The sequence below is a fragment of the Corallococcus terminator genome, assembly GCF_049194865.1.
Taxonomy (GTDB): Bacteria; Myxococcota; Myxococcia; order Myxococcales; family Myxococcaceae; genus Myxococcus; species Myxococcus terminator_A.
This window is the reverse complement of sequence record NZ_JBLZWL010000080.1, coordinates 1-20594: the sequence shown is the minus strand read 5'-3', so window position 1 is coordinate 20594 and position 20594 is coordinate 1. Positions and strand designations below refer to the sequence as shown.

The window sequence follows — 20594 nt, the reverse complement described above, 5'->3', positions numbered from 1 at the left end:
GGTATGTGTGTGAGGATGTCTCCATGCGTCCCATCCAGGCGGAACTGCTGTCCGGCAGCGAGCTGTATCGGGAGGTGGTGCTGGAGAAGCTGCTCCACGCGCGCGAGTCGGTGTGGATTGCGACGGCGAACGTGAAGGCGATGTACGTGGAGTCGAAGGGGCGCTTCGTTCCGCTGGTGGAGGTGTTGGATGGGCTGTCGGCGCGGGGGCTGTCGCTGCGCCTGCTCCACGCGGAGCTGCCGAGCCGTCCGTTCCGCGCGGCCTTCGACGAGCGGGCACGGCTGGTGGCCGGAGGGCTGGAGCTGAAGGTGTGCCCGCGCGTGCACTTCAAGGCGGTGGTGGTGGACGGGGCGTGGGCCTACCTGGGGAGCGCGAACCTCACGGGGGCGGGCCTGGGCGCGAAGGGCGACGCGGTGCGCAACTTCGAGCTGGGGTTCGTGACGGAGGACTTCGACGTCATCGACCGGGTGACGGCGCTCTACGAGGCGGTGTGGAGCGGGGCCGAATGCAGGGGGTGCAAGCTGCGCGCGGTGTGTCCGGACCCGATAATCCCCGCACCCGTGGGACGGGGGGAGATGCGAAGCTCGCGCGGCGCGGTGCAGTTGGGCAAGGCTCGCCGGCTCCAGCGCCACACCTCGGAGTCTCGACGACGATGATGAAGCTCTACTTCGCCCAGAAGACGCGCGCCACGCGCCCCCGCTGGTTGCTCGAGGAGCTGGGCGTTCCCTACGAGCTGGTGCCGGTGGACCTGCTCCAGCGGGAGCACAAGAGCCCCGAGTACCTGCGCGTGCATCCGATGGGCTCCATGCCCGCGCTGGAGGATGACGGACACGCCGTCTTCGAGTCGGCCGCGATTCTCCTGCACCTCGCCGACAAGTTCCCGGAAGCCGGCTTCGCGCCGGCGCTCGGCACCGTGGAGCGCGCCGAGTACTACCAGTGGATGATGTTCTGCATGGCCACCATGGAGCCGCCCCTGTCCGCGTACTCCGCGCACAGCCGCTTCCTGCCGGAGCAGGAGCGCGTGCCCGGAGAGGCGGAGCGAGGCCAGAAGCGCTTCACGGACATCGCCCGGATGCTGGAGGAGAAGCTCAAGGGGCGCTCGTTCCTGGTGGGCGAGCGCTTCACCGCGGCGGACGTGGTGATGGCGTCCATCCTCAACTGGGGTGGGGGCATGGGGCTCCTGGAAGACTTCCCCGCCCTGCGCTCCTATGTGGAGCGACAGATGTCCCGTCCCGCCGCGCAGCGCGCCCAGCAGTAGGAAGTCTTCCGTGCATCAACCCGTCGTACCCGGCCCTGAAACATTCGAGTTCGAAGCCCAGCTGCGTTTGAAGCGCCGCGGCTTCGCCGTCTCCGCGGGGGTGCTGCTGCTCTCGCTGGCCACGCATCCCCTGATGTTCGGCGCGTTCATCCCGCAGGTGGGCCTGGTCCACGTGGGCTGGGCCGCCATCCTCGTCACGGCGGCGGTGGTGACGGGCTCGCGGTGGATGCCGCTCCAGCGGGCCACCACCCTGAGCGGGGTGTGCAGCCTGGCGGCGATTGCGTTGGACATCCACTTCACCGGAGGGCTTTCGAGTCCGCTGTTCCCGCTGCTCTTCGCGATGCCGCTCATCATCGCCGTCTTCACGCCCGGGGACCTGCTCACCTTGTGGGCGACCATCGTCCTGACGCTGGTGGGCGTGGTGGCGGCGACCTGGCTGTCGGGAGGCTCGGAGCGGCAGGTCATCGGTCAGGTGACGGTCTTCCTGTTCATGGCCTGGATTGCCGTCTTCAGCGGGAAGATGTTCCGCCGCATGCGCGACGCGGAGCGCGAGGCCGTGCAGGCACGGCTGACGGCGATGGAGCGACTGGCGCGCAGCGAGGGATTGAGGGCGGAGGCGGAGCGCAGCCGCGCGGAGATGGAGCGGCTGGCGCTGGTGGGGCGACTGGCGGCGGGCGTGGCCCACGAGGTGAACAACCCCCTGGCCTACGTGAAGTCCAACCTGGGCTACCTGGGCGACGTCATCGAGGACGCGGCGCCGGACCTGGAGGAGATGCGGCGCGTGCTGGAGGAGACGCAGCAGGGCGTGCTGCGCATCCAGCAGATTGTCACGGACCTGCGGCGCTTCTCCCGGGACTCGGCCGACGCCGAGGAGGCGTGCGGCGTGGTGGATGCGCTGGACGAGGCGGAGCGGCTCGCGTCGGTGCGGCTGCGGAGCCTGGGCCAGGTGGTGCGGGAGGTGGCGCCGGACCTGAGCCGGGTGCGGCTGGGGCAGCGTCAGTTGGTGCAGGTGGTGTTGAACCTGCTGCTCAACGCGGCGGACGCGCTGGATTCGGCGGAGCCGCCGCGCGCCGCGCGAATCGTCCTGCGCGCCCGCGAGGAGGCGGGGGGCGTGAGGCTGGAGGTGGAGGACAACGGCCCGGGCATCCCGGAGGCCGTGCTGTCGCACCTGTTCGAGCCCTTCTTCACCACCAAGGCCCCCGGAAAGGGCACCGGCCTGGGGCTGGCGCTGTGTCGCGAGTACCTGGCTCGCGTCGGCGGCACGCTGTCGGTGGCGAACCGTCCCGAGGGCGGCGCGTGCTTCACGCTGCACCTGCCCTCGGCGCCCGCGGCGAAGGCCCAGGAGCCTCGACCGAGCCCGAGCTGAAGAGAGCCGCTCGGCGCGGCTCCTCGTCACGCGTTCCGGAGCCTCGTTCGAGCCGAGCACCCGGTCCGCTCGGCGCGGCTACTCGCCCGGGGGTTCGTCGTCGTGGGTCCCCGTGGCTGCGACGGAGGGCGCTTCGGCCGCGCTGTTCGCCTCGGCGGTGGCCTTGCCCTGCTGCCGCTCGCGCCAGGAGCTGGGGGAGTCGCCCACCAGCTTGCGGAACAGGCTGCTGAAGTGCTGGAGCGACGCGCAGCCCACCTCCACCGCGACGGCGGTGAGCTTCATGTCCGTCTCGAGCAGGAGCGCCTGCGCCATGCGCACCTGCACCGAGTTCAGCTCCGCCTGGAAGGACGTCCCCGCTTCCTTCAACCGGCGCTGGAGCGTGCGCTCGGACATGCCCATCTCCCGGGCCACGTCCGACAGGTTGATGTCCGGCAGCTTGCCGCGCATCGCCTGGTGCAGCTCGCGCAACAGGGGCGACTGGCCCGTGGCCTCCGCCACCAGGTCATTCAGCTTGGACAAGAGCGGCGCCGCCCGGCCCTCCGGCTGGCCCAGCCACGCGAGCGCATTCGCCGGGTCCGTGAACACCTTGCTGGGATAGGCGCCCGTCAAGAGCGTGTAGAACCCGCCGACCACCGCGCCCGCCACGCCCTCCGGACGCACCAGGGCCTGCCGCTGCACGGAGGTGCCGAACGACTTCTCGCGCGCCTGCATGTACTTCACGAGCACCGCGAAGGCGGCCGGGTCCGCCGCCTCCAGCCGGCGCGCATCCACCAGCGACGCATGCGGCGCCGCGGGGGCCAGCTCCACGTCGAGCACATGCACCAGCCGGCGCACGTGCGCCTCGGCCGGGCGGCCCCAGAGGATGAAGCCGCACAGGTCCGCCGAGGCGTACCAATGCAGGAAGCCTTCCCCGACTAGGTAACGGCCGTGGGGGTCCCTGAAGTAATCGTCGACGCCGTCTGCCGATCGCACGGCTCGGAAGAGTAGCGCTTCGCCACCTTCGCTACCCAGAAGGGATTGATGGGGGAGAGGGAAGTGACCAACTCCGGCCTTATCTGCGCCGTGCCAGCAAGCTCAGCGGTCACCACCGGCAGCTCCCGCCAGGCCACCTGGGGCTTCACGTGGTGGGCCTGGTGATAACCGGCATTGAAAAAGAACAGGTTGTACAGACGGGAGGTGGACGTGGTGCCCAGGGCCGCCCGCTGGGTGGAGTCCGTCTCGAAGTGGGCCGCCAGGTTGAGCCAGTGGATGCAGACCTGGCCCACCAGCAGCACCCCCCACCACGCCAGCCCCAGGGCCGGGCGCCAGAGGATGACGGCGAGGATGCCCCCGTCCACGACGAGGAAGTCGAGGATGAGCTCCGTGCGCTGGTTGCGCTTCTTGGCCCACCGCCACACGTTGGCCACCGCCTCGAACGGCCAGAACCACGGCGTCAGCGCCGACCGCAGGCAATAACGCAGGGCGCCTTCACCCGGCCGCCGCTGGCCCCAGTCCCCCGGGCCGTCGTTGTACCGGTGATGGTTGAAGTGGTGGATGTAGTAGCCCCGATAGGGGAACCCGCACGCCAGGCCGAGCGTCCGGGAGACGACCCAGCTCAGCACCTTGGGGCGCGCCATGGACACGTGCATGTGGTTGTGCAGGACGGCGTAGTTCCAGAACAGCACCGCCCAGCCCGCGACACACATGCCCACGCGGCCCCAGAGGCCCAGGTGGTCCCAGCTCAACAGGAAGGAAGGGAACCACACCCACCACAGCGCGTGTACCGCGAGCTGCGGCAAGTCGAGAGCGGGGGCGGGGGAGGGGCGAGTCATGGAGCATGAAGGTAGGCTTGCGCCCGCCTCGCCGCTTCATTCCATGCGCCAAGCGCTTGCGAAAACGCGCAACCTCGCGCGTCGTCCCCCTCAATCCGTCTCAACCCGGGTCCACCCCGCCCCGGTACTGATTCCGCCCGCGCTCGCTGTCTTCCACGGATGCGGAATGGAAGCAGCGCGTCGCGGGCGTGTGGCGGGGTTCACGTCTCGAGCGCGTTGGCGACCTGGCCCAACAGCCGGAGCCGGGGCGCATCCAGCTTGCGCACGGTGCGCAAGAGCCGGCGCACCTCGGGACGCTCGCGGTACTCCGGAGGATCCTCGGCGAGCGTGGGCGCGCCTTCCACGCCGGACATGCCGAGCAGCACGTCCGACGAGCAGTTGAGGACCAGACACAGCTTCCTCAGCGTGCGGACGCTGGGGAGCATGTGGCCGCGCTCCAGCCGCCCGTACACCTCGGTGGCGATTCCCACGCGCTCGGCCACGTCGGCCTGGGTGAGCTCCAGCCGCTGCCGCGACGCGCGCACTGCATTTCCAATGATGGTGGCCAATCGTTGTTCCATGGCGTGCGGAAACCTGTCGAAAGAGGGCTTTTCCCCCCGCGCTTCGGCGGAGAGGTACCGGGGAAAAGTGCCTGCGAGTTCCTTGCCTCGTGGAACACAGACTACGGGTGGGGTCTGACATTCAGGTGCATCCGGAAGGGCGTGCGAAAGCGCTTGAACCCGGAGGTGTTTCGGAGCCTGCCGGGACACGTGTCCGGGGCCGCTCGCGGAGGGCTCCGGAAGTGGGGTGCGGTGTGCTCGGAAGTCACCCCGCGGGCGGTGGACGCGGAAGTCTCCAGATGCCGCGGGAGGCCGAAAAATCGGCTCGCGGGAGATCGGCGCGCGGTGCGTGGGGATCAGCGCGGCGTGCGTGCGAGCGGGGCTTCACGCGGCGCGCTTCGCGGACGCGTCCAGCTCACCGTGGGCGTCGCTCCGGCGTGACGTCCGCTGCTTGACGTCGCCCGACCCACGGCCGCACTCACGGTGCAGGTGTTCAGCGGGCCTGACACGTCCGTCGGCGCTCGACGGAAAGGCGGTGTTCACCTCCGAGGCCGAAAAATCGGCCTGCGCGACGTTGTCAATGGAGAGGCCGGGAGTTCACGGAAAAGCCCTGGTGTTTCCGTGGTTTACGAAGGCGGGACGTCTGACGTAGGGTGGGTGCCCCCCCGGTGGGTCGGGGGTGCACCGCGCTGCCTCGCGGGGAGGGCCGTTGAGGTCGTGAGCGACGAGCGTCCGGACGCGCTGCTCAAGAGCGCACTCGAGAAAATTGTCTACTTCGAGGCGCGCGCGGAGCAACTGCTCAGCGAGCTGGGCTCGACGCGCGAGGAGATGGAGCACCTCAAGCGTGAGATGGCGGAGACGCAGCAGCGGGAGCTGCGGCTGCGCCGTGAGGTGGCGGAGCTGGAGGTTCGCGCCGGGCGGTTCCAGGCGGAGCGCGAGGAGTCGGTGCGGCTCACGCAGGCGCTGCGGGGCGAGCGCGACCAGCTCATGGACCGGTTGCTGAACGCCAGTCGGTTGCGCGCGTCGACGAAGGATGGCGGCGACGACGAGGACGACGACCTGGGGTTCGACCTGGCGTCGTTCATCTCCCAGCTTCGCAGCGAGGCGCTGCTGCACGGGGAGCCGCAGCGCGGCGTGGCCTCGCCGGTCGTCAAGGTGCCCATGCGCGGGCCGGCCGTACCGCTCGTCGATGGTTCCGCGAAGGCGCAGGCCGCCATTGCCTCCGCTCCGAGCATGCCGGCTCGGACCGCGTTGCTGGAGCCCTTGTTGGAGGGGCTGTCGCCGGTGGCGCGCGAGGCCCATCGCTTCCTCCAGGCGGGGCGGCTCGGGGTCAGTCAGGCGCAGCTGGCGGAGCTGTCCGGACAGGGTGGCGTGGGGGCTCCGACGGACGAGACGCTGTTCGGGTTCTCCGTGCGCGAGCTGTCGGCGCCGGACGCCGCCGCGCGGATCCGCGCCGCCGAGCGACTCAAGGCGCTGTCCCAGCCGGCCGCTGCTCCGGCGCTGGCCAGCGCGCTGCACGCGGAGACGGACTCGGCGGCGCAGGTGGCGCTGCTCCAGGCGTTCGCGGCGCTGTGCCGGGAAGAGGGCGCGCAGGTGGTGTCGCCGCTGCTGTCCTCGCCGGTGCCCGAGGTTCGCATCGCGGCGCTCAAGGCGCTGTTGACGCTGGCGCCTCGGGACGCGGCGCCGCATCTGGCGCAGGCGATGAAGGACCCGGACCGCTCCGTGCGTCGCCGGGCCTCGTTGCTGGCGCTGGGGTTGGAAGGCGAGACGGCGCGGCGGCTGGGCGAGGAGGCCATCCACGACGCGGACTCGGAGGTCCGCTCGCTGGCGGCGCTCGCGCTGGGCGCTGGGAGTGGCGAGAACGCTCGCACGCTGCTGCTGGAGGCGCTGGGCGACCGCGAGCCGCGCGTGCGCAAGGCGGCGGCGCAGAGCCTGTCGCGAATCCTGGGACACGATGTGTCCGCCGTGGTGTCGCTGGACGACACGCACCGGCGCCGCGAGATTCGCCGGCTGGCGACGCTCCCCGTGAAGCCCGTGCGCGCACGGCTGGAGGATGCGACGCGCCCGATGGTCGCGCGGACCCTGGTGGTTCCAGCGCAGGCGGTGGCCGCCAACGTGGCTCCCGCCGTGGTGGTCCATGCGACCGCGGGCTCCGCGCAGGCGGTGATGTCCGCTGGCGCGGCCCATGGGGCTGCCTCGATGGGCTCCGCGCGGGCGGTGTCCGCCTCGGCGCAGGAGCTGGCCTACGTGGGCGCCGCGGCCACCGCGCCGCGGGTCGCGGCAGGCGCTCGGCAGGTCGCGGGTTTCGTCGCTTCGCCGCAGGCCGTGGTCTCGGTGGGCGCTCGGCAGCAGGTCTCGGCTCCGGCCTTCGTGGCGCAGGGTGGTGCGCCCTCGGTCCAGGGCGGTGCTCCCGCGCCTCGCGCTCCGGTGCAGGCCGGTGGGCCTCCGCCCTCGACGCTTCCTCCCACCGCGCAGTCCGGCCAGCGCGCTCCGGGCCAGTCGGCGACGGGCACTCCGTCGCAGCCGACACAGCAGGCCGCGCGGCCCGCCGCCGCTCCTCGACTTTCCCCTGTCCAGGCGGCCCTGGTGGCCATGGGTGCTCCGGCGCCCGTGCCCGCCGCCGCTCCTCCTCCGCCCGCGCGAGCCGCGGAAGCGCGTCCCCCTTCGGGACGCCCGGGTGCCTCACCCGTGGAGGCCCTCTGTGGGCAGATGCTGATGGAAGTCCGCGTCGCGGTTCGCGGACGCTCGCTCGCTGAGCTGACGACCGCCCTGGGGGCCCCCGTGGAGCTCGCCCAGGAAGCACTCACCCTGCTGTCAGCCCGAGGCTCCGTGGTCCGAAGGGGACACAAATACTTCGCCGCTTGAGGCAAGGTACCCGTCCCGTACGTCTTTTGAAGGGTCGTTCATGGAAGCGCCGACATACAGCTCGAAGCAGGTGGCCGAGATGCTCGGCGTGTCTCCGAAGGCCATTCCGGAGGACGCGAGGAAGGACGTGTACACCCCGGACGACGTCTGGGACCTGCGCACCACCCTCAACCGCTTCCCGGACAAGATTGGCCATCGCCGCCAGCTCTTCCTGAACTTCAAGGGCGGCACCGGCAAGACGTCCCTGTCCACCTCGTACGCGTGGCGAATCGCCGAGCTGGGCTACTCGGTCCTCCTCATCGACCTGGACAGCCAGGGCCACGCCACCAAGTGCCTGGGCTACGAGGGCGAGGACTTCGAGAAGACGCTGCTCGACGTGCTGGTGCGCAAGACGCCCCTGGCCAAGGTCATCCAGAAGTCCTCCCTGCCCAACCTGGACTTCGTCCCGTCCAACCTCAGCATGTCCACCATGGACCTCTCGCTGATGCCCATGGCCGGCCGCGAGTTCAAGCTGCGCAACGCCCTCAAGGACGTGGAGGCCCAGTACGACGTCGTCGTCTTCGACGCGCCCCCGTCCTTCGGCCTGCTCAACCTCAACGCGCTGATGGCGGCGAACGACTTGTTCGTCCCCGTGCTCGCGGACTTCCTCTCCTTCCACGGCCTCAAGCTGTTGTTCGAGACGGTGCAGAGCCTGGAGGAGGACCTGAACCACGTGCTCGACCACGTGTTCATCGTGGTCAACTCCTTCAACGCCACCTTCAAGCTGGCGAAGGAAGCGCTGGAAGCACTCCAGAAGCACTACCCGGAGTTCCTGCTGCCGACCATCATCCGGCAGTGCACCAAGTTCGCCCAGGCCTCCAGCGAGGGGCGCCCCGTCTTCGTCGCGGACCCCACGTCGAAGGGTGCCAACGACATCCAGGCCATGATTGACAACGTCCTGCCGCGCCTCGTCGCCGCGGCCGCCGCCGCCCCGAAGAAGGGCACCCAGCAGGCCGGCTGAGATTCGCCATGAAGAAAGCCTTCGAACAGAACGTGTCTCGCGCCAAGCCGCGCCTCCGCTTGGGCGCGTTCACCGGCGCCGCCGACCCGGCCGAGTCCTCCCCCTCCGAGCCCTCGGAGCAGGAGACCTCCGCCTCGGCTCCGCCCGAGCCTCCCTCCGCGGACCTGTCCGCCGAGGTGCGCGCCCGCATCGAGCGCGCCCGCGCCCCGCGTCCCACCGCCGCCGAGGCGATGGAGGTCGCCCTGGGTGCACAGGAGCCGCCGCGCGCCCGGGAGCCGGTGTTCACCTCACAGGTCGCCGAGCCCCTCACGTACGCGTCTCCAGAGCCTGGGTCGCCGGAGTCGGCCTACTTCGAGGACGACCCCAGCGAGGCGCCGCCCGTCACCTTCGCGGCTCCTCCCCCCGCGGCTTTCCATCTGGACGGCTTCGCGGCCGGGCACTCCCAGGAGGCCCACCCCATGACGCAGGGCTCGCCCCACGCTTCGCTTCCCCATGTCACCGCGATGGTCGCCGAGCCGGTGGCTCGCGTCGAAGCTCCGCCCCAGGAGGTCGAGGTGCAGACGCCCGCGCCTCCGCGTGAGGAGGCGGTGGACGACTCCGATGCGCGCCGCGAGCGGCTGAAGGCCCGCCTCAAGGCGGTGCGCGAGAATCCGCGCCCGGAGCCCCTGCCGGCCACGGTGGCCGAGGCGGGCCAGCGCGCGGTGGAGCGCATCACCCACCTCCAGGCGGAGCTGGTGAAGGTGAAGTCCGCCAACCTCTCGCTCACGCAGGAGCTGGAAGTGGCGCGCCGTCAGGCGGAGAAGGCCACGGAAGAAGCCCGCCTGCGCATGGACGAGGCGCGCCGGCTGTCCTCCGAGATGGAAGGCCGCGTGAAGCTGCTGGCGGACCTGGAGCGGGAGCTGGCCGCGCTGGAGGGTGAGCGCGACGAGGCGCTCCTGTCCCTCCAGGAGAACCGTCAGGCGCTCCAGGCCTCCGCGAGGGAGCACGAGGTCCTCGAGGAGTCCGTGGCTCGCGGCAAGCAGGCCCTGGTGGACAGCCTCGCCGAGGAGGAGCGGCTCGCCGGTGAGCTGGAGTCCGCCAAGGACGAGTCGACCTCGCTGCGCCGGGCGGTGGAAGCGCTCCAGGGCGAGCGGGACGTGCTGGCCCAGCAGGTGGCCTCACTCACCGCCGAGCGCGCCGAGTTGCTCGAGGCGCGCAAGGCCCTCGAAGCAGTGCACCGCGCGCTGAGCCAGGCCGCCGCGCGCTGAAGTCGCTTCACCCGGGGCGCCCTCTTTCGGGCGCCCCACGGGGGGGCCCTACTTCCCGTCCTTCGCCACGCCGCCGCGCGACGTGCTCTTCACGGCGGCGACCAGCTCCGGCTTGAGTGGCGGGCTGCGCAGTCCCTCCAACGAGAGCTCCGCGAACTCGCCCTGCTTGGGCTTGAGGCTTTCGAGGAACGTGACGAGGCGCTGCTCGCGGTCCTTCTTGTCGGGGTGTCGTGAGCCCAGGCGGGTGTCGTCCTCCGTCTTGCGCAGGAGCGCGCGGTACTCGTACGGGTCATAGCCGGCGGAAATCATCATCCGCGCCGCGAGCTGGTCCGCCGCGTACTCCTGCTCCTTGTCGTTCCCGCTCTCCGCGAACGCGATGACCTTCTCCGTCAGGCTGCCGAGCAGCGCCGAGTCGCCGTCCAGGTCCAGGTTGCCGCCGCTGTCCGTCGACGCGATGAGCTTGCCGGAGCCCGGAAAACCGGCCTCCATCGTGACGGCCGTCTTGCAGAGGCTCACCTTGGCGGCGTTGTACTGCTTGATGGAGTGCTTGAGCACGACGTGGGCAATCTCGTGCGCGAGCACGCCCGCGAGCTGGCTCTCGTTGTCCAGCTGCGACAGCAGCTTCCGGGTGACGAAGATGTAGGCCCCGGGCGTGGACACGGCGTTGAAGTTCTTGTCGTCGTTGAGCACGCCGAACGTCCACTCCAGCGTGGGCCTCGAGGACTGCGCACCCAGGTTCTTCCCCACGACGTTGAGGTACTGGTGGATGTCGTGCACCCCGGTGCCCTTCGCGCCGTCCGTCGGAGCCATCAACCCGCCGGCCCCCTGCACCCAGTGGATGGCCATGGCACTGCCGATGGCGTACTCCTCCGTCACGGTGGGCTCCACGTTCAGCTTCTCGCAGGAGGCGCGCTCCTTCTTCGCCGCCGCCGAGTTGTTCACCACCGTCCCAGCCTTGTCGGCGAACTGCGCGAGCGTCACGCCCTTGCACGACGAGGCCAGCAGGCCCAGGCCCGCCAGGGCCACCGTCTTCCAGTGCGCGCGCATCACGTGCCCCCCTTCGTCTTGCCCTTGGCCGCGCCCGACTTCGCCGTGGCCTCCGCGCCGACGACGGGGAACAGGCCCGCCGCCGTCACGTGCTTCGCGATGTCCGCAGTGGAGACGGCCTTGGCCTTCTTCTCCAGACCCTGCAGCTGCGCCACCGCCTGCTTGTGGTTGCCGCCCTTCTTGTTGCCGTACTCGACGGCGCCGGGGCTGAGCGCCTTCACCGCCGCGCCGCTGGCGACGAAGCCCGCGGGGTTCACCTTGCGCTTGCCCTTGTCCTCGACCACCAGCTCCATGTCGGGCGCGGTGGTGGACAGGTTGGACTGGAAGACGAAGCCCTTCTTGCCCGTCGCGGTCTTCACCTTGTGCCACTGCTTGTTCTTCGGGTCGGCGCCCTCCCACTTCACCTGCTCGCCCGGCTGGAGGATGACCACCGCGTTCGCCGTGGGCGACGGGCTCTCCATCACCCGCGTGTTCTTCGCCTTCACGTACAGCGAGCCCCCCACCGCCACCGCCGACGCGAGGCTCGGAAAGCCCAGTGCCAGCATCAAGGCCACCCAGGCCGCTCTGGTTCTCATCGTCATTGCTCCGACTCCTTTCCCGCTCACTTGTCCAGGCTCGCCACGCCGTCGAAGTCCGGCGGCGGCGCCTTCGCATACTTGTGACAACGCTCCAGCAGGGCTTTCGTCGGACCGTCGTCCGGGTCCTCGGCCCCCAGGGCCTCCAGCCTCGACACGGCCTCGTCGAAGCGCGCCTCGCGGTACAGGGCCAGCGCCGCGTGGTAGCCCTCCACCGTCGCCCGCTTGCGCGCGTCCAGGCGGCCCTTGAGCGCCAGCAGCTCGTACACGGTGACGGCCTCCGTCTTCCCGGCCACGCGGACGCGGTCCAGCTCGCGCACCTCGATGTGCTCGCGCGCCAGCTCGTACGTGCGCGGGCCAATCATGATGACGGAGCCATACGCCTTGTTCGCGCCCTCCAGCCGCGCCGCCAGGTTCATCCCGTCGCCGATGGCCGTGTAGCTGAAGAGCTGCTCGCTGCCGAAGTTGCCCACGAAGTTCACCGCCGAGTTGACGCCGATGCGCGTGTAGACGTCCGGCAGGCCCTTGGCGCTGAACTCCGCGCGCATCCGGTCCACCTCCGCCTTGGCCGCCAGCGCCCCCCGACACGCGCGCACCGCATGGTCATCCTGGCGCATGGGAGCGCCGAACAGGCACACCACCGCGTCGCCGATGTACTTGTCCAGGCACCCGCCCTCCTTCAGCAACACGCCGCTCACCCGCGTCAGGTACGTGTTGAGGATGCGCACCAGGCTGCGCGGGTCCTCCTTGAAGCGCTCGCTGAAGGTGGAGAAGCCTCGGATGTCGCTGAAGAAGGCGCTGATTTCGACGTTCTCGCCGTCGAGCCTCGGCAGCTTGCGCTCCGAAATCATCTGCTCCACGAGCTTGGGCTCCATGAAGCGGCTGAAGGCGGCGCGAACGAACTCCGTCTCCCGGTTGGCCACCAGGTGGTTGAAGGCCACCGCCGTGACGCTGGCCAACAGGCCCGCCATGGACGGCAGCGACGTCAGCACATGCATGCCGGATGACAGGAAGCGCCCCGTCACCAGGTACATGCCCAGGAGCAGCGCCACCGGCCACGCGATTTCCAGCGGCGTCCAGCGCGTCGTCATCAGCAACACCACCGAGGCCAGCGCCACCAGCAGCGTGAGCGCCAGGTCCACCGCGAGCGGTGCCCGGGTGATGAAGCGCCCGCTGCCGAGCAGCGTCTCCACCACCGCCGCCTGCTTCATGACGCCGGGGACCTCCGCCTGGAAGGACGTGGCCTTGATGTCGCTGAGTCCCAGCGCCGTGCCGCCGATGACCACCACCTTGCCTCGGAACACGTCTGACGGAAGCCCCGAGGGCAGGCCCTTGTCCCGGTTCACCCAGCCGTCGAGCACGTTCAGCAGGGTCACGATGTGGAAGCGCCCGTGCAGCTCACCGCCGCCGTAGTCAATCGCCGCGCCGCCGTCCGGGTCCACGGCGTAGGTCCGGCTGCCCACGTGCAGCCGCCGGTCCGACAGCGTCACCTCCTTCGCGCCCAGCAGGCCCGCGGCCACGCGCAGCGGCAGCGTCGGGTACGTGTTGACGCCATCTGTGTACGCGAAGCGCGTGCGCCGCATGAAGCCGTCGGGGTCCGTCTCCGTGTCCACCAGTCCGAAGCCATCCACCGCGCCCACGAGCACCGGAATGGGCGGCACGGGACGGCGCAGCGAGTGCTCGGGGTGCTCGGCGGCGGACTCGGCCGTCTCGCTTCCGTAGTCCCGGCCCTCCAGCGTCGGCAGGACGAAGTCGCGTGTGCGCACGGGGAAGGCGAGGGCGTGCGCCTTCTGCTCCGGCGTGACGGAGGCGACGGCACTGTCCCTCGTCGACGTGTTGGCCTCGGGGAAGGTCTCCTCGCCGACTTCCTCCGGAAACGTCTCCTCGCCGGAGGGCAGCGCCTCCAGGGGGAATGACTCGCCCGTGGAGGCCACGGCAGACGCCTCGGGCGCGGCGGGGAGGGGCGCGAGCGGGGATGCGGGCGTCTTGTCGAAGTCTACATGCGGCAGCGCCTCCGCGTCGGCGTTGGTGGAGACGCCCAGGAAGAAGGGGATGCGCGTGTCGCGCAGCATCTGCGCGAAGGCCAGGTCGGTGGACTCGTCGGAGGAGCGCTCGTCCATCACCGCGTCGAACACGACGGCGCGCGCGCCCTCCGCCTGGAGCTGCTCCACCACGCGGGCCCACAGGTTGCGGCTGTAGGGCCAGCTGCCGAAGTTGAGCGTGTAGCGCTCGTTGCCGCGGATGCCGTCCAGCGAGGACTGGTCGATGACCACCAACGACACGGTGGAAGACTTCCCGCGCCCGTCGGTGAACGTGGTGAGCGCCTGGTCGTACGCGCCGCGCTCCAGGTCGTCGAGCCAGCCGCGCCACCACGCCAGCATCGCCAGCGCCGTGGACAACACCGCCACGCCCAGCATCAGCCGCCAGTGATTGCGCCAGCGCAGCCGGATGATTTTCCAGGTGTCCCCTGCCACGGCCCCCTCGATGCGATGTGCGTGGTTCGTCACACTATCCCAGCACGCACGCGCGCACGGCATCTCCCCGGCCGGAAGGGTGCCGATAAAGCTGCGAATACACTGAAATCAAAGCCGCAAGACACGCGGAGACGACGAGCCCTCGTGTAGACGCTCGCCATCAGACGCGCGAGTCCGTGGCTTATTCGCGCGGCGCTCCGGGCGCGGGCCCATTCGCTGACGCGGGGCCCGCCGGAACAGCCGTGGCGTCAGAAGGACGAGCCCGGCTCCTGGAGGAAGCGCGCCTCCTCCGGAGTCGTGGGACGGCCCAGCGCATCGTTGCGGTGCGGGAAGCGGCCGAAGCGCTCGATGACATCCAGGTGCCGCTTCGCGTAGCCGAGCGTCTCGTGGCTGCCGGAGTGGTGCAGCGTCAGCATCTCGAACAGCGAGACGGACAGCCGCTGGTCGTGAAGCTCCTCGCTGTGTTCGAAGGGCAGGTACATGAACCACCGCCACACGGACGGCAGCGTGAGGTCCAGGCCCCGCGCCAGCGCGTGACGCGCCACCGAGCGAGCGTGGGCATCCGTGGCGAACGCGCGGGGCGTGCCACGGAAGATGTTGCGGGGTACCTGGTCCAGGAGCAGCACCAGCGCCAGGCTGCCGCGGGGTTCGTCCCGCCAGGCGCTCAGCTCCCCGGCCGCCGCCCGCTCGTGCGTGTCCAGGAAGCGGTCCCTGCACTCGGCGTCGAAGACCGCGTCGCGCTGGAACCACGCGGCGCGAGGACGAATACAGGCCGGGTTGCGAGCCGGGTCCGCCGGTAGACCGAACCAGAAGTCGAGCACTTCGTCCGCGCTCACCATGTCGTTCCTCCCCAGGGTCTCGATAGAGCGCCCACCCGCCGACAGTCAACAGGGGTGGCGGCCGATGCGGGCCATCACCACCTTGCATCGAACACTGGCGCGCGATGCGCACTGGGAGACAGTCCATGCAGACTTCATGGGAGCCCTCGACGCGAACGGTTCCAGGGCCGGTGAAGCGCGCCGCCCTCAACCCCACGCTGCGCACCGAGTCCGTCATCGCGCTAGGGGCCTTCAGCGCGCTCACGCTGGGCGCGGCCGTCCTGGGCGCGCGGCACAGCTCCGCCGACACCCGCTGGTACCGTCACCTGCGCAAGCCTCCCTTCCAGCCGTCACCCAAGGCCTTCGCCCCCGTGTGGACCGCGCTCTATGCCCTCATCGCCATCTCCGGCTGGCGGGTGTGGACGGCGCCCGCGGGGCCCTCGCGCTCCCAGGCCCTGGCGTGGTGGGGTGTGCAGCTGGGCCTGAACGCCGCCTGGTCCTGGCTCTTCTTCGGCCGTCATCAACCCCGCAAGGCGCTGGCGGACAACGTGGCCCTGCTGGGCAGCATCGGTGCCTACATCGCCGCCACGCGAGAGGTGGACCGGCCGGCCGCGTGGCTGGTGGCGCCCTATCTGGCGTGGGTGGGCTTCGCCAACGTCCTCAATGGCGAAATCGTCCGGCGCAACCCTCGCGCGGAGCACTGACGGCCTCTGTCCAAGGGGGGCTCCCGGAGCGGCTGGAAAATGCGCCGATAATTCGCCCGGGAAGATGGCGGGGGGGCTTCGTTGAGAAGGGCGACCCGCCATGGATGCTTTCGCCCTGCAATCACCTGCCTTACTCCCCCGCCGAGCACGGTCTCAGGGCTTGACGGGCAAGGACGTGGCGGTCCAGCCTGCACCCCACGTGGAAAGCGGGCCCCTCTCAACGCCGACCCTCGACAGCCGTTGGTTCGCGGCCTTCATCCGGGAGCACGAGGCGGCGCTGCGCGCCACCGCGCTCCGGCTGTGTGGCAACCCGACGGACGCGAGGGATCTGGTCCAGGACACCTACGAGCGCGGGTTGCGCAACCTGGCCCGCTACCGCCCCGGCACCGACGGGCGCGCGTGGCTCTTCACCATCCTCCACCACCTGTTCATCGACCGGTGCCGCTCCAAGACGCGTGAGCGCCGCTCGGACGTGTCGGCGGAGGAACTGGAGGAGCGCATCGCCGCGCCGGAGCCGGAGGCCGCTCCCGCGTGGGCGGCCATTGGTCCGGAGCAGCTTCGCGAGGCCCTGGAGCGCATCCCCGAGGAGTTCGCCACGGTGTATCGCCTCCATGCCCTGGAGGGGCGCCCCTATACGGAAATCGCGGAGCGCCTGGGCATCCCCAAGGCCACCGTGGGCACGCGCCTCATCCGCGCTCGCCGCAAGCTGAAGGAGCTGTTGATGCCCGGTGGCACCGGCAAGGGAGAGACGCCATGAGCGCTCCAGAGCCCATGGAGGTCCACGACCTGGTGCATGCCTTCGCGGACGGCGAGCTGTCCGGGGAAGAGGCCGACACGTTCCGCGCGCACCTCGGCACGTGCGAGGCGTGCCAGGCGGAGCTGGACGACATCCTCCAGCTCCAGGCGCTCGGGGGGCAGCTGGCACACGAGGATGCGAAGTCCGCCGTGCAGAACGCGGTGTCGCCGCCGGTCCGCGTGGAGGCCGCGCCCGCCAGGGCCTTTCGTCCCGCGTGGAGCCGCCGTCGCAACTGGGTGGCCGCCGCGGCGCTGTCCGGCTCGCTGGCCGCGGTCTTCGCGGTGGTGGTGCTGCGCACCCGGAACCCGGGCAGTGACGAGTCGCGGATGCTCGCCCTGGCGCCCACGCGCTCGATGGAGGCCCGGCTGAGCTGGGCCGGCGCGAGCGCGCATCGGCCCTACGGCGTGCTGCGCTCCGGAGACGAGCGGCCCCGGGAGATGGTGCCGCTGCAGACGCTGGCGAAGCTGGAGGTGGAGGGCGACCTCCAGGGTTTGGCGGTGGGACACCTGCTGCGCGGCGAGCGTGAGCAGGCGGCGGACTACCTGCAGCGCGCCGCCGCGTCTCCGGACGTGGACAGCGACCGGGCGGTGGTGGCGCTGACGAAGGGCGAGCTGGAAGCGGCCCTCACCCTGCTGGATGGCGTGCTGGAGAAGCACCCCCGACACCCGCAGGCGCTGTGGAACCGCGCGCTGGTGCTGCGCGAGCTGGGCCTGGACGCGCTGGCGGCGGAGGCCTTTGACGCGGTGGCGCTGCTCGGCGAGCCGGGCTGGTCGGAGGAGGCGAAGGAGCGCGGGGCGGGGCTGCGTCGGCAGCTCGACGGACGCCAGGGCGCCTGGGACTCCGCGCAGAAGGCCGGCAAGGCGCTGGCCCTGGAAGGCACGCCCTTCCCCGAGGACGTCGCTCGCGCGGTGCCGGGCACGGCGCGCAACTGGTTCAACATCGCGGTGTGGTCCGCCCCGTCCGCCGAGCGTGTGCGGGCCCTCCTGCCGCTCGCGCAGGTCCTCGACGCGCACTACGGCGGAGAGACGATGGCGCGCGCCGCCGAGCGCGTGGCCGGGCTGGATTTCCAGCGCCGCGCGCCCTTGGCCGCCCGGTTCCGCGAGGTGCTGCTGGGGACGTTCGACCGCGCGAAGCTGGAGCCGCTCGCGAAGGAGCTGGCCGGCACGGAGCACCAGGACATCCTCCTGGGCGTGCTGCCCCTGGCGGGCGGACTGCCGGCGCGCATCGACACGTATGAGCAGGCGGCGAAGTCGCTCGGCGATGCGTGGCTGACGCTCAACGCGGAGCGCGAGCGGGCCCTGGGCGAGTATGCGCGGGGCGACCTCGCCGGCGCCGAGGCGCGGCTCCTGCGCGCCGTGGCGGCCTGCGGGAGCGCGAAGGCGGACTACCGCTGCGGTCAGCTCGAGCACCTGCTGGCGCACATCTACAAGGACGAGCATCGGCTGGTGGAGTCCCGCGAGCACGCGCTGGCGGGCCTTCAGTGGGCGCGGCAGTCGCAGGAGTGGAAGCTCCAGGCGGACCTGCTGCTGGTGCTGGGGGACCTGGCGCGCTTCCGCAACGCCTTCGCCCTGACGCGGGCGTACCTGGGCGAGCAGGCCCTGCGCGACAGGAGCTGCGCGGCCAGCCGGCATGTCCACGAGAGCCTCGCGTCGCTGCATGTCTTCGCGCTCCAGCCCCAAGCGGCGCGCGCGGAGCTCCAGAAGGCGCCGAGCTGCGAGGTGCCCTTCTTCCTCAACGGCGCCTTCGTGCTCGCGGACCTGGCGCGCCTGGACCCGAAGCCCGGGGACGTGGAGCAGGTGCGTGACGGCCTCAAGAAGCTGGATGCCGCCGGTTGGCTGCGTCCGGGTGAGCGGGTCATGGCCACGCACATCGAGGGACGCGCCGTCATCGGCTCGGACCGCGAGGCGGGCCGCGTGCTGCTGCGCCAGGCCATCACCGACGGCGCGCGTCTGGGCGCTGGAGACCCGGTGGCGGCGAAGGCCCGCGCCTACAGCTATTCCTCCCTCATCCTGGACGCGGGCACCACCAGCGACTGGGCGAGCGCGCTGGCCCTCTTCGCGGAGGAGTCGGGTGTCGCCGCGCCCACCCGCTGCGCGCTGAGCGTGGAGGTGCATGACGAGCGCACCCTGGTCGCCGCGCGTGGCCCGGGTGGAGAGCTGCTCGGTCACCAGGACGCGAGCCGCCGCTCCCCCGACTTCGACATCACCGCGCTGGTGCCCCCGGCGATGTCCGCCGCGCTGAAGCCCTGCGAGCACGTGCACGTCTTCGCGCGCTACCCGGTGCATGGCCAGGCGGGCCTGCTGCCGCCGGAGCTGGCCTGGAGCTACGACACGGGCCCGAAGGCCCAGGCGCCCGCCCTGTCCTCGCCGCGTCCGCTGGTCGTCTACGACGTGGATGCACCCGCCTCGCTGAGCCTGCCCCGGCTGCGCAGCTGGGAGCTGTCCGGTGGCCCCTCCCCGCGCCGCGTGGAGCTGACGGGCGCCGCCGCCACGCCGTCGCGCCTCTTGGCGGAATTGGCCGAGGCCACCGAGGTGGAGATCCACGCGCACGGCCTGGTGAACCTGGGCGTGTCGGACGCCTCGCTGCTGGTGATGGCGCCCGAGGTCGGTGGCCGCTACGCGCTCACCGCGGGCGAGGTGCGCAAGCAGAAGCTCAAGGGCGCGCCGGTGGTGCTCCTCGGTGCATGCCAGGCCGCGCGCTCCGCGCCGTACCTCCACTCGCCGTGGAGCCTTCCGGTGGCCTTCGCCGAGGCGGGCGCGCGCGCCGTCATCGCCTCACCCATCGACATCCCGGACGCCGAAGCCGGGCCCTTCTTCGCGCGGGTCATGGAGCGAATCCGCGCCGGCGCCAGCGCCGCCACCGCGCTCCGAGATGAACGCCTGCGCGAGCTGTCCGCGCGGCCCGACAGCTGGGTGAAGACAGTCGTCGTCTTCGAGTAGCCCGGCTCTCACCGCACCACCCTCATCACCGCAGCCGCTGTACAGGCGACCTCGGCTCCCCAGGGCCGTGGACGCTCGACGTGTCACTACACACCGAGGAACACACCATGAAGAACCTCCGCTCCGCGCTGCTCTGCATCGTTTCGCTGTCCACCGCCGCTTGCGGTGGTGACCCCTCCGACGTGTCGGCGCTGGACTCCACCGAGCAGCGCGCGCTCCCCGCGCCTCCGCCGCTGTTCAACTACTGCCCGAGCAGCATCCCCGGGACGCCGTACGCCATGCCCGCCGCGCCCACGCCCCTGTCGAGCATCCCCGCCGGCACGCCGCTGTACCCGCACAGCCCCTACCTGCTCAGCGCGCACACCGTCATCGTCACGGACCCCACCAACTCGGGTGCCTTCTACGCGTTCGGCTTCGACGTGCGCGCCCACCGCGTCATGTTCTGGGTGTCCGGCACCAACTCGGAGATTCGCCGGTTCAACACCCAGCTCGCCACGGACATCACCGTGCAGGAGACGTCCACTGGCGTGGACATGGGCTTCACGTGGGGCACCAGCGGCCAGATTGGTGGCCCGCTCATCCCCCTGCCCGGTGTCCACGATGGCGCATGGAAGGTCGCGTACAACAACTGGTACCAGCTGGACGCGTACCTGGTCAGCCCCCCCACGGGCCCCCTCGGCATTGCTCAGTGACGCAGCTTCGAGGCGGGAGGCGGTGGATTGAAGGCCAGCACGCCCGCGATGTAGCGCGCCTGGCCTTCGGTGGTGCAACGCACTTCCTGGATGCGCCCGCCCAACTTCACGCGCACGAGCCAGCCCTCATTGTCGCGAGTCCAAGCAGCCGTTTCCGTCGTCATGTGCCTGCTCCTCTCGGGTTGATCCTCTGCACTCCCGATAGAGCAGCCCGCGTGCCAGCGCCTGGGACGTGCGAATCCAGGCGATTGGGCCCCTTGAATGCGCGGTGGTGGACAGGCGGGCCTGTAGTTCTTTCGAAAGCAGGGGTGCCGGAGCTTCAGTGAACGTGCCGGTCCGGCTGGGCGGCGGGCGGGTGGGCGGAGGTGCCACTGAGCAGCGGCAGGGCGATGTGGAAGGTGGAGCCCTGGCCCACCTGGCTCTCCACCCAGATGCGGCCGCCGTGGCGCTCGACGATGTCGCG

At 70.8% G+C, this 20594-nt stretch carries 19 protein-coding genes; 10 read left to right on the top strand and 9 right to left on the bottom strand.

Translation table 11 applies throughout. The annotated features are described in order from the left end of the window. Window positions 1-23 precede the first annotated feature (23 nt). Genes ACN469_RS25550 through ACN469_RS25540 form a run of 3 tightly spaced genes read left to right on the top strand, consistent with a single transcriptional unit; the run spans window position 24 to window position 2624 of the window. Complete coding sequence (locus ACN469_RS25550) at window positions 24-656, top strand: phospholipase D-like domain-containing protein (protein ID WP_498771680.1); 633 nt, start codon at window positions 24-26, stop codon at window positions 654-656. Beyond that, on the top strand, window positions 653-1258 hold the full coding sequence (locus ACN469_RS25545) for a glutathione S-transferase family protein (protein WP_498771676.1): 606 nt from the start codon (window positions 653-655) through the stop codon (window positions 1256-1258). Before ACN469_RS25550 ends, ACN469_RS25545 begins: the two co-directional genes overlap by 4 nt. Before the next feature lie 10 nt (window positions 1259-1268). Next, window positions 1269-2624, top strand: coding sequence for a sensor histidine kinase (locus ACN469_RS25540; protein WP_498771674.1), 1356 nt, complete (start codon window positions 1269-1271; stop codon window positions 2622-2624). A gap of 78 nt (window positions 2625-2702) precedes the next feature. On the opposite strand, the gene ACN469_RS25535 is transcribed toward ACN469_RS25540, so the two are convergent. The 3 genes from ACN469_RS25535 to ACN469_RS25525 form a co-directional block, all read right to left on the bottom strand. Continuing rightward, window positions 2703-3458, bottom strand: coding sequence for a helix-turn-helix transcriptional regulator (locus ACN469_RS25535; protein WP_498771672.1), 756 nt, complete (start codon window positions 3456-3458; stop codon window positions 2703-2705). Between the two features lie 80 nt (window positions 3459-3538). Then, on the bottom strand, window positions 3539-4435 hold the full coding sequence (locus ACN469_RS25530; protein WP_498771670.1) for a fatty acid desaturase family protein: 897 nt from the start codon (window positions 4433-4435) through the stop codon (window positions 3539-3541). Between the two features lie 200 nt (window positions 4436-4635). Continuing rightward, window positions 4636-4995, bottom strand: a complete 360-nt coding sequence (locus ACN469_RS25525; RefSeq protein WP_498771668.1) for a helix-turn-helix transcriptional regulator — start codon at window positions 4993-4995, stop codon at window positions 4636-4638. Between the two features lie 696 nt (window positions 4996-5691). On the opposite strand from ACN469_RS25525, the gene ACN469_RS25520 reads away from it, so the two are divergent. Genes ACN469_RS25520 through ACN469_RS25510 form a run of 3 tightly spaced genes read left to right on the top strand, consistent with a single transcriptional unit; the run spans window position 5692 to window position 10086 of the window. Beyond that, the gene (locus ACN469_RS25520; RefSeq protein ID WP_498771666.1) at window positions 5692-7839 is read left to right on the top strand and encodes a HEAT repeat domain-containing protein; all 2148 of its coding nucleotides are present in this window, start codon (window positions 5692-5694) and stop codon (window positions 7837-7839) included. 40 nt (window positions 7840-7879) lie between these two features. Beyond that, window positions 7880-8839, top strand: coding sequence for a ParA family protein (locus tag ACN469_RS25515; protein ID WP_253993789.1), 960 nt, complete (start codon window positions 7880-7882; stop codon window positions 8837-8839). A gap of 8 nt (window positions 8840-8847) precedes the next feature. After that, window positions 8848-10086 (top strand): extensin-like protein, encoded by a 1239-nt coding sequence (locus tag ACN469_RS25510; protein ID WP_498771664.1) that lies wholly within the window; start codon window positions 8848-8850, stop codon window positions 10084-10086. 48 nt (window positions 10087-10134) lie between these two features. On the opposite strand, the gene ACN469_RS25505 is transcribed toward ACN469_RS25510, so the two are convergent. The 4 genes from ACN469_RS25505 to ACN469_RS25490 all read right to left on the bottom strand — a co-directional run bounded on the left by ACN469_RS25505 (window position 10135) and on the right by ACN469_RS25490 (window position 15021). Beyond that, window positions 10135-11133, bottom strand: a complete 999-nt coding sequence (locus ACN469_RS25505) for a M48 family metallopeptidase (protein WP_498771662.1) — start codon at window positions 11131-11133, stop codon at window positions 10135-10137. Further along, the gene (locus ACN469_RS25500) at window positions 11133-11714 is read right to left on the bottom strand and encodes an SH3 domain-containing protein (protein WP_498771660.1); all 582 of its coding nucleotides are present in this window, start codon (window positions 11712-11714) and stop codon (window positions 11133-11135) included. Before ACN469_RS25500 ends, ACN469_RS25505 begins: the two co-directional genes overlap by 1 nt. Window positions 11715-11734: 20 nt before the next feature. Next, a complete protein-coding gene (locus ACN469_RS25495; protein ID WP_498771658.1) occupies window positions 11735-14182 on the bottom strand; it encodes a CHASE2 domain-containing protein in 2448 nt (815 codons plus the stop codon). 248 nt (window positions 14183-14430) lie between these two features. Next, the gene (locus ACN469_RS25490; protein WP_498771656.1) at window positions 14431-15021 is read right to left on the bottom strand and encodes a DUF924 family protein; all 591 of its coding nucleotides are present in this window, start codon (window positions 15019-15021) and stop codon (window positions 14431-14433) included. Between the two features lie 125 nt (window positions 15022-15146). Between ACN469_RS25490 and ACN469_RS25485 the strand changes: the two genes are divergently transcribed. The 4 genes from ACN469_RS25485 (at window position 15147) to ACN469_RS25470 (ending at window position 20131) form a co-directional block, all read left to right on the top strand. After that, complete coding sequence (locus ACN469_RS25485) at window positions 15147-15704, top strand: TspO/MBR family protein (protein WP_498771654.1); 558 nt, start codon at window positions 15147-15149, stop codon at window positions 15702-15704. Window positions 15705-15903: 199 nt separating this feature from the next. Further along, the gene (locus ACN469_RS25480) at window positions 15904-16461 is read left to right on the top strand and encodes an RNA polymerase sigma factor (RefSeq protein WP_498771652.1); all 558 of its coding nucleotides are present in this window, start codon (window positions 15904-15906) and stop codon (window positions 16459-16461) included. Next, window positions 16458-19439 (top strand): CHAT domain-containing protein, encoded by a 2982-nt coding sequence (locus ACN469_RS25475; protein ID WP_498771650.1) that lies wholly within the window; start codon window positions 16458-16460, stop codon window positions 19437-19439. Before ACN469_RS25480 ends, ACN469_RS25475 begins: the two co-directional genes overlap by 4 nt. 107 nt (window positions 19440-19546) lie before the next feature. Further along, window positions 19547-20131 (top strand): hypothetical protein, encoded by a 585-nt coding sequence (locus tag ACN469_RS25470; protein ID WP_498771648.1) that lies wholly within the window; start codon window positions 19547-19549, stop codon window positions 20129-20131. On the opposite strand, the gene ACN469_RS25465 is transcribed toward ACN469_RS25470, so the two are convergent. Both ACN469_RS25465 and ACN469_RS25460 read right to left on the bottom strand, forming a co-directional pair. After that, the gene (locus ACN469_RS25465) at window positions 20125-20295 is read right to left on the bottom strand and encodes a hypothetical protein (protein WP_498771646.1); all 171 of its coding nucleotides are present in this window, start codon (window positions 20293-20295) and stop codon (window positions 20125-20127) included. The two genes, ACN469_RS25470 and ACN469_RS25465, sit on opposite strands and share 7 nt — an antisense overlap. Before the next feature lie 155 nt (window positions 20296-20450). Then, on the bottom strand, window positions 20451-20594 hold a 144-nt coding region (locus ACN469_RS25460; RefSeq protein ID WP_498771678.1), incomplete at its 5' end, for an ATP-binding protein.